The organism is Streptomyces ureilyticus (assembly GCF_011045025.1).
GTDB classification, from domain to species: domain Bacteria; phylum Actinomycetota; class Actinomycetes; order Streptomycetales; family Streptomycetaceae; genus Streptomyces; species Streptomyces ureilyticus.
The window spans coordinates 1-6,190 of record NZ_JAAKZX010000343.1; the positions used below are offsets into that span (position 1 = coordinate 1).

Annotated in this window: 5 protein-coding genes and 3 pseudogenes; 2 read left to right on the forward strand and 6 right to left on the reverse strand. The window is 70.0% G+C overall.

The genetic code is table 11. From position 1 onward, the window contains the following. Positions 1-216: 216 nt before the first annotated feature. The 3 genes and pseudogenes from G6048_RS46055 to G6048_RS46065 all read right to left on the reverse strand — a co-directional run. Positions 217-513, reverse strand: a pseudogene (locus G6048_RS46055) (LacI family transcriptional regulator); the annotation flags it as partial. A gap of 60 nt (positions 514-573) precedes the next feature. Further along, positions 574-1,853 (reverse strand): annotated as a pseudogene (locus G6048_RS46060) (RNA-guided endonuclease InsQ/TnpB family protein). Between the two features lie 94 nt (positions 1,854-1,947). After that, complete coding sequence (locus G6048_RS46065) at positions 1,948-2,295, reverse strand: hypothetical protein (protein WP_165345582.1); 348 nt, start codon at positions 2,293-2,295, stop codon at positions 1,948-1,950. Between the two features lie 99 nt (positions 2,296-2,394). On the opposite strand from G6048_RS46065, the pseudogene G6048_RS46070 reads away from it, so the two are divergent. Next, positions 2,395-2,730, forward strand: a pseudogene (locus G6048_RS46070) (carbohydrate ABC transporter permease); the annotation flags it as partial. Here G6048_RS46070 and G6048_RS46075 read toward each other — a convergent pair. Together G6048_RS46075 and G6048_RS46080 are read right to left on the reverse strand one after the other, a co-directional pair. Next, the gene (locus tag G6048_RS46075; RefSeq protein WP_165345583.1) at positions 2,708-4,000 is read right to left on the reverse strand and encodes an HRDC domain-containing protein; all 1,293 of its coding nucleotides are present in this window, start codon (positions 3,998-4,000) and stop codon (positions 2,708-2,710) included. The pseudogene G6048_RS46070 and the gene G6048_RS46075 sit on opposite strands and share 23 nt — an antisense overlap. Then, complete coding sequence (locus G6048_RS46080; RefSeq protein WP_165345584.1) at positions 3,997-4,677, reverse strand: TetR/AcrR family transcriptional regulator; 681 nt, start codon at positions 4,675-4,677, stop codon at positions 3,997-3,999. Before G6048_RS46080 ends, G6048_RS46075 begins: the two co-directional genes overlap by 4 nt. Before the next feature lie 125 nt (positions 4,678-4,802). Between G6048_RS46080 and G6048_RS46085 the strand changes: the two genes are divergently transcribed. Continuing rightward, positions 4,803-5,822 carry an aldo/keto reductase gene (locus G6048_RS46085; protein ID WP_165345585.1) on the forward strand — a complete coding sequence of 340 codons (1,020 nt, stop codon included), beginning with the start codon at positions 4,803-4,805 and terminating at the stop codon, positions 5,820-5,822. Between the two features lie 93 nt (positions 5,823-5,915). Here the strand turns inward: G6048_RS46085 and G6048_RS46090 are convergent. Continuing rightward, a partial coding sequence (locus G6048_RS46090; RefSeq protein WP_165345586.1) for a response regulator transcription factor occupies positions 5,916-6,190 on the reverse strand: 275 nt, incomplete at its 5' end.

A 6,190-nucleotide genomic window follows, 5' to 3' on the forward strand; every position in this document is an offset into this window, starting at 1 on the left:
ACTGCGCACCGGCGTGCCGCAGGGGGTGCCGATGGCGATCGGAGCGATGTCGTGAGCGGGGGCGATGAGCGCGTGAGCGGGAGAAGACCCTCGTCCTGCTGCGGCAGCCGGGAAACCATCCGGAGGCCGTGCTTGCCTGCGGCGCCTGCCGCCAGGACGAGTCGAGCGAGACCGCGGACGCCGAGGAGGTCGAGAGCCGGCTGATGTCGGCGATGCACGCCGATGGCCGAGCGCGGCCAGATACCGCACGGCTTCCGTCACGGCCGTGGCGTCGTCCGTCCACACGGAGGTGAGGCTGCCGGTCAGCGACGGATGCCCGACGGCCACCACCGGCATCCCGAGCCGCTCCGCCGCCGGCACCCGCGGATCATCCGCGCGGAAGTCGACAAGGATCGACCCGCTCACCTGCTTCCCCCGCCACCACGCGTCCTGCAGCCCCACCTCCTCCTCCACGCTCCGGACGAGCCGCAGCAGCAGCGAACAGGAGTGTTCGGTCAGAACGCTCTCCACGCCGAGATGAACTCCATTTGAAGTGCTCTCCTTCCTTCGCAGGCTCGGGAAGGAGATTCCCTCCTACCTTGCGGCGGCGGGCTTGACGCGGCGAGCGCGCCTGACGACTGCCCTCCCGGCAGCCGGGATCGCCACGAGGCCGATCCGGTACAGGTGCAGGATGTTCCGGGCCGCGTTGTGGTCGGCGTTGCCCGACCACCCGCAGTCCGGGTTCTTGCAGACGAACACGGCCTGGGACTCCCGGCTTCCGGGCGTGGTGATACCGCAGGCTGAGCAGCGCCGGGAGGTGCCGGGGGCGGGGACCTTGACCAGGGTGCCGCCGTGCCGGGCGGTCTTGTACGTCAGCATGGTGACCGTGCGGCCCCACGCCTCGGCGGCGATGGAGCGGTTCAGCCCGGCTTTCTGCGCGACGTTCCTGCCCCGTTGGTCGACGGTGCCCCGGGCCGACGTGACCATGTTCGTGATGGTGAGTGCTTCGACCACCACCGTGCCGTAGGCGCGGGCAATGGTGGTGGTCGTCTGGTGCTGCCAGTCGGCGGCTCGTCGCTTGGCTTTCGCTCGGAGCTGGGCGATCTGGTCAAAGGTGTGCTGCAGGCGGCGCGAGGTGCGCTCGCCGGGTTCGCGGTGCTGTTTGCGCCGGGCGGCGCGCTGTTCCAGGCGCAGGAGCACGGCCTGTTCCTGCTCGGTCAGCCACTGGCCGTGCTCGTAGGTGGTGCCGTCGGAGAGGGCGAGTGGCACGGCAACACCCACGTCGATCCCGACCTCCGGTCCCTGGTGAGGCTCGGGCGTGGCCTCCTGTGCCGTCACGCGGAAGGCGATGTGCCAGCCGAGCGCGTCCTTGACGAGCCGGGCGCCGGTGATCCGGTTCCCGGCGTTGGCGTGCTTGCCCACGGGAGGTCTTTGGTCCAGCGAAACTTCACTCGGCCGATTTTGGGCAGGTTGACCATGCCCCAGTGGCGGTGCACCCGCGTGATGTTCAGATCCCGGCCCTGCGGGACGTCCACGCTGATGACCGACCGGAAGCGTGCCTTGAACTTCGGGGCATCCGCCCGGCCCTCCCAGCAGTTGCGCCATGCCTGGAGGTATGTCTTGAGGACCGCTTGGGCGGCCTGGGCGGGCAGCGCGGCGAGGAAATCGAGGTTCTGGCGGGCCCGGCGGATCGCGGCGTTCGCGTTGGCCAGGGTCCGCTGATCCATGGGCATCATCTGCCACCAGGCGTGCAGCAGGTTCCACAGGGTGCGCGCCGCGTGCGCCTGGGCGTTGGCCTTCGACACCTCGGCGGGCGACAGCGCAAGCCGGGCACGGTGCCCGAACTGCCGCGTGGCCAAGGTGCCTTGACTCATCAGACGTCTCCCATTCGACCGTTAGCCCGACACTCACAAAAACGAGCGAGGCCCTCAAAGGTCACCCAACTGGCCCCGGTGATGCGGCAGCCCGTCACTGGCCACCAGACGTGATGCCCCCTGCCGGTGCTGGCGGCACAAGGCCCGGCTCTCCGAGCCGGACTGAGGCGCCCGCCTCGGCTGCCTGGGTGAGGCCGGTGCGGTAGCGCTCGCGGGTGATCCGGGACGGGAAGACGTCGTCCGGGGCCCAGTTCATGGCGCGCACGAAGAGGCGTTCGCCGTTGACGACGAAGGTGAAGCCGGAGCCGTGCGCGTCGGAGCTTCCGTACCGCCGCTCGTGACGGTCGAAGCCCGCCTGGGATGCGTCGAGTTGTACCTCGACGTCGAGCGGACCAGGGTCGAGGCGGCGCTCTCCGTGACGGCCCAGGTCAGCGGCGTACACCTCGAAGTCCCGGACCCCGCACCGTGGTGGCCGCGCGGCTACGGCGAACAGCCGCTGTACGAAGTGGGGTTGGAGCTGCACTGCAAGACAGCCCTGCGCCCGGTCTCCCTGGACGAGTCGGCACGGCTGGACGGCGCGAACGCCTTCACCATCTACCGGAAGATCATCTTCCCGCTGCTGAAGCCCGCGATCGCGACGGTGGTGATCGTCAAGGGGATCACGGTCTACAACGACTTCTACATCCCGTTCCTGTACATGCCGTCCGAAGAGCTTGGCGTGATCTCGACGTCGCTGTTCCGCTTCAAGGGGCCGTTCGGAGCGCATTGGGAGAACATCTCGGCCGGTGCGGTCCTCGTCATTCTCCCGACGCTCGTCGTCTTCCTGTTCCTCCAGCGGTACATCTACAACGGGTTCACTCGGGGGGCGACGAAGTGAGCGCCGGCAGCAGCACCGGCGTCACCTGCTCGACCTGCCACGGCCGCGCCCCGTACCCGGCGAGCGCGGCCGCGACGGACTCGGCGTTCACTTCGGCAGGCGGCTCCCAGCACACACGGCGCACCGTGTCCGGGGTGATCAGGTTCTCCTGAGGCATGGTCAGGGTCTCCGCGAGCGCCGACACCGCCGCCCGCGCGGCGACCAGCCGGGCCGCGGCCACCGGGTCCTTCTCGGCCCAGGCACGCGGCGGCGGGGGACCGGTCACCGGCTGCCCCGGCTGCGGCAGTTCGTGGTCCGGCAGCGCCTTCGCGCGGTCCACGGCCGACTGCCACTGCTCCAGCTGACGCCGGCCCATACGATGCCCGAAGCCGTTCAGCGCGGCCAGCGCCTGCGCGTTGACCGGCAGGGAGAGGGCCGCCTCGATGATCGCCGCGTCGCCGAGCACCTTGCCCGGCGAGATGTCCCGGCGCCGCGCGACCTTGTCCCTGGCCTGCCACAACTCCCGTACGACCGCCATCTGCCGCCGCCGACGCACCTTGTGCATACCGGACGTACGCCGCCACGGATCCTTGCGCGGCTCGGGCGCCGGCGCCGAGGCGATCGCGTCGAACTCCTGCTGGGCCCACTCCAGCTTGCCCTGCCGGTCGAGCTCCTTCTCCAGCGCGTCCCTGAGGTCCACGAGCAGCTCCACGTCGAGCGCGGCATAACGAAGCCACGGCTCGGGCAGCGGACGCGTCGACCAGTCGACCGCGGAGTGCCCCTTCTCGAGTACGAAGCCCAGGACGCCCTCGACCATCGCGCCGAGCCCGACGCGCGGGAACCCGGCGAGCCGGCCGGCCAGCTCGGTGTCGAAGAGGCGGCTGGGGACCATACCTATTTCGCGCAGACACGGCAGATCCTGCGTGGCGGCGTGTAGTACCCACTCCACACCGGCCAGCGCCTCGCCGAGCCCTGACAGATCAGGACAGGCGACGGGGTCGATGAGCGCGCTGCCCGCACCCTCACGGCGCAACTGCACGAGGTAGGCCCGCTGGCCGTACCGGTAACCGGAAGCGCGCTCGGCGTCGACGGCGACGGGACCGCTGCCCGCGGCGAACGCGGCGATCACCTCGGCGAGCGACGCGTCGTCGGCGATCACGGGCGGAATCCCGTCCCGGGGCTCCAACAACGGAATGGGCGCCTCTGCTTCAGAGGATCCGCCGTCGTCCGGAGGGGCGCCTCCGGTGGTTCGCAGTGATGTGTCTGCTGCGGTCTCTTGGGCGTCGGTCACATGTCAAGGGTATCTGTACGGCCCACCGTCTGACCCGCACTGTCGCTCGACGCGGGCTCTGACCGGCCAGAATCGGTCTCGGCGTGGCGCAGGCCCGCGATGAGGAGCTCGACCAACCGGCGTGCGTCGTAGTCGGGGTCGCTGTCCGCGCCGATGCAGAGGTTCCCGACGCCGCGCATGAGTTCGTAGGCCTCGAGGTCGGAGCGGATCTGGCCGGCGTCGGCCGCGGCGTCGAGCAGGTGGGTGCAGACGGGGACGAGGCGGTCGAGGAAGTAGGCGTGCAGTGCCTCGAAGCCGGCGTTGTCGGACTGCAGTACGGCGGCGAGTCCGTGCTTGGTGACCAGGAAGTCGACGAACTGGTTGATCCACTGGCCCAGTGCGGCGTGCGGGGTCGCGCTGGTCGCGAGCAGTGCAGGACCGGCCTCGGCGCAGGCGTCGACCTGGTGCCGGTAGACGGCGATGATGAGATCCGCTCGCGTCGGGAAGTGCCGGTAGATCGTGCCGAGGCCGACGCCGGCCTTGGCCGCGATGTCGCGTACGGGTGCCTCCACCCCTGACGTGACGAAGACCGAGGCGGCCGCGTCGAGCAGAGCCTCCTTGTTGCGCTGGGCGTCCTTCCGTCTGGGCTGGGCTTTGGATTGGGCCGCGCGCCCCGAGCCCTCGTCGCTGTCCTTCACCGCGCCGCTCCCTCACTGCCGTGCTTGCCGAGCTAGACGTGCTTGCTAAGCGGAACGATGTTCCGTATTGTCATTCCGGAACGAGGTTCCGTTTGTTCGCGATGTTAGCAATGGAGGAACAGATCATGCAGTACCGCACCTTGGGCCGCACCGGTGTGCAGGTCAGCTCCCTCGCACTCGGCGCGATGAACTTCGGCAAGATCGGCCGCACCACTCAAGAGGAGGCCACTGCCCTCGTCGACGCCGCCATCGAGGGCGGCATCAACCTCATCGACACCGCCGACATGTACAGCGACGGTGAGTCGGAAGAGATGGTCGGCAAGGCCGTCGCCGGCCGCCGCGACGACCTCGTACTGGCCACGAAGGCGAGCATGCCGATGGGCGACGAGCGCAACCACCGGGGCAGCTCACGCCGCTGGCTGGTCACCGCGCTGGACAGCAGCCTGCGCCGCCTCGGCGTCGACCACGTCGATCTCTTCCAGATCCACCGGTGGGACCCGAGCACCTCCGACGAGGAGACAATGTCGGCCCTGACCGACCTGCAACGCGCGGGAAAGATCCGCTACTTCGGCTCCTCGACCTTCCCCGCCCACCGCATCGTGCAAGCCCAGTGGGCCGCCCGCGAGCATCGCCTGAGCCGTTACGTCACCGAGCAGCCCAGCTACTCGATCCTGCAGCGCGGCATCGAGACCCATGTCCTGCCCGTGACCGAGGAGTACGGGCTCGGAGTGCTGGTGTGGAGCCCGCTGGCCTCGGGCTGGCTGTCAGGCGCGATCCGCGAGGGCCAGGACATCACCACCAGCCGCTCCACGTTCATGCCGCAACGCTTCGACACCGCCGTCCCCGCCAACCGGGCCAGGCTCGACGCCGTCGAGCAGCTGGCCAAGGTCGCCGACGAGGCCGGGCTGACCCTGATCCAGCTCGCGCTCGGTTTCGTGACCGCGCACCCGGCCGTGACCAGCGCGCTCATCGGCCCCCGCACACTCGACCACCTGCACTCGCAGCTCGCCGCCGCCGACACGGTGCTCTCCGCCGACGTACTCGACGCGGTCGACGCGATCGTCGCCCCCGGCACCGACCTCGCCGCGCACGAGAAGTACGACACTCCGCCCGCGCTGCTCGACCCGTCACTGCGCCGCCGCTGATCGAAGCTCCAGGGGACGCCGTCGGGGACATGCGCAACGCCCGTCGACGGAACGTTCCGTCGACGGGCGTCTGAGAGGTGTGAAGCGGTTGGCTCAGTGGATGATGCCGGTGCGCAGGGCCACCGCCACCATGCCGGCGCGGTCGCCCGTGCCGAGCTTGCGGGCGATGCGGGCGAGGTGGCTCTTGACGGTCAGGGCGGACAGGCCCATCGAGACGCCGATGGCCTTGTTCGACTGGCCCTCCGCCACCAGCCGGAGCACCTCGACCTCGCGGCCGGACAGTTCGCGGTAGCCGCCCGGGTGGCTCGGGGCACCCGGGGGGCGGCGGTGCATACGGGCGGCGGCGGCCGAACCGATGGGAGCGACGC